We start from the raw sequence: 2,428 nt of genomic DNA on the forward strand, positions 1-2,428 counted from the left end.
GGCCGCGTCCACCTTCGGCCGCAGCACCTGCGCCAGTTGCTCGCCGGCCAGCGCCGAGACCGTGGCGTCACGGACGACACCCGCCGTATGCACCACCGCCATCAACGGATGCGCCTCGGGGACCGACGCCAGCAAGCCTGCCAGCGCGTCGCGGTCCGCCGCGTCGCAGGCCTCCACCCGCACCCGCGCACCTTCGAGCTCCAGCTCCGCCACCAACTCTCGGGCGCCAGATGCCGACATCCCCTGACGACTCGTCAACAACAGGTGACGCACGCCGTGTTCGGCCACGAGATGACGTGCCACGAGCGCGCCCAGCGAGCCGGTACCACCCGTCACCAACACCGTCCCCTCGCCCACGCCGGCGAAGCCGGACGAGGTCGCGGGCTCACCCGCGAGGCGGGCGAGGCGCGGTACGAAGGCCTGGCCACGGCGCAGGGCCAGTTGGGGCTCACCGCCGGCGAGAGCCGAGGGAAGAAGAGCGAGGGACGCCGGGTCGTCGTCGCAGTCGACGAGTACAACTCGTCCGGGCTGTTCGGACTGCACACTGCGCAGCAGCCCCCATGCGGCCGCGGCCGCCAGGTCGTTCGGTATCTCGTCATCCTCTACGGCGGCGGCTCCGCGGGTCACGATCAGCAGCCTCGTCGCTTCCAGGCGGGAGTCGCCCAGCCATTCCTGGATCTGAGCGAGCAGCCGGGCCGTCTGTGTGTGCACCATCTCGGGAACCGGAGTGCCGTCGGGGTCCCACACCGGCAGGATCGCGACGTCTACGGCTGCCTCCGCAAGCGCCGCGACGTCGGGAAACTCGGTGAGTTCCGTGAGTTCCGCGTTCCCCTCGAACAGCTCGGGCGCAGCGAGGGACGGGGTGGCGAGCACTGCCCACTTTTCCCCGTCCGGGATGCCACTCGCCGCCAGTGTGGTGGGCGTCCAGTCGAGCCGGGTCAGGCCCGGACCGCGTCCGCGTCCGGCGGCGAGGTTCTTTGGCGCCTCTCGAAGGACGAGTGAGTCGGCCGTCAGGACCGGGGTTCCGGCAGGGTCGACGGCCTGGCAGCGGAAGGCTCCGGTGGTGCCTGCCACGGGCGACCAGTGGACGCGCAGCTCGTCCGCGCCGGTGGCGTGGAGGCTGACGCCCGTGAAACCGAAGGGCAGCAGGGGCCCTTCGGCCGCGGAGTCCCGCGTCGTGGCCAGCGGGTGCAGCGCGGCGTCGAGGATGGCCGGGTGGAGTCCGTAGCCGGAGACCTCGGTACCGGAAGGCAGAGCGATCTCCGCGTACAGGTCGTCACCGTCCTGCCAGAGCGCTGTCATCCCCTGGAAGACCGGGCCGTACTCGATGCCGAGATCAGCGACGCGTGAGTAGAAGTCGGTGACGTCGACGGATTGGGCACCGGCGGGCGGCCAACTCCCCTGCGCAGCAACGACTTCCTGGGGAAGGGCGGTCTCGGCGACGAGCGTTCCAGTGGCGTGCCGGACCCAAGTACCCGACGGTGACTGCGCGGAGAAGCGGAAGGTGTGCCGTCCGGCTGCTTCCGCCGCCTCGACGACGAGCTGGACGCTGACGTTGTCGCTCTCGTCGAGCATGAGGGGAGCTTCGATCGTCAGCTCTTCCAGGTGACCGCAGCCGACGTAGTCACCCGCGTGCAGTGCCAGCTCCACGAAAGCCGTGCCCGGCACCAGCACCGACCCACCCACCACATGATCCGCCAACCACGAATGCGTGGACAGGGAGATCCGACCGGTGAACACGGTCATCCCGTCCTCGGCCAGCGCCACCGCCGCACCCAGCAGCCCATGACCGGCCGGGGCCTGACCCAGACTCACCACATCCCCAGCACCTGAAGCCGCATGCAACCAGTAACTCTCCTGCTGGAAGGCATAGGTGGGCAGGTCGACCAGGGCGGCGGCGGGAGTCGGCCAGGCGACGGGCAGACCGTGGCAGTGCGCGGTGGCCAGCGCCAGATGGAAGGCATGCGTCTGCCCGGCGCGCTGGAGCGGGATGGCGGTGGTGTCGTCCGGGACGAGGGTGGCCAGGACCGCGTCCGGGCCCAGCTCGACGAACACCCGCCCGCCCAGCTCCCGGGCCTGCTCCACCCCGGCCGCAAAGCGGACCGTGCCGCGCAGCTGCGCCACCCAGTACGCCGGATCGGCCAGCTCCTCGGCCGTAGCGACCCGCCCCGTCACATTCGACACCACCGGCAGCCGCGGGGCATGTGCGGTGACCTGGGCGGCGACCTGTGCGAACTCCTCCAACGCCGAGTCCATGTGCGCCGAGTGGAAGGCATGGCTGACGTGCAGCGCCTTGGTGCGTCGGCCGAGAGTGGCGAAGTGCCCGGCGACTTCCGCCACCGCATCCGGGTCGCCGGAGACGACCACCGACTCGGCGGCATTGACCGCCGCCAGCGAGACACCCGGGTGCTGCCCGAGTACCTCCAGC

At 70.9% G+C, this 2,428-nt stretch carries 1 protein-coding gene; it reads right to left on the minus strand.

All coding sequences use genetic code 11. The features are described 5' to 3' along the window. Positions 1–2,428 (minus strand): SDR family NAD(P)-dependent oxidoreductase (locus tag KCH87_RS48355; RefSeq protein WP_210594450.1); only part of this gene is annotated, 2,428 nt, incomplete at both ends.

The organism is Streptomyces sp. GESEQ-35 (assembly GCF_017948485.1).
Taxonomy (GTDB): Bacteria; Actinomycetota; Actinomycetes; order Streptomycetales; family Streptomycetaceae; genus Streptomyces.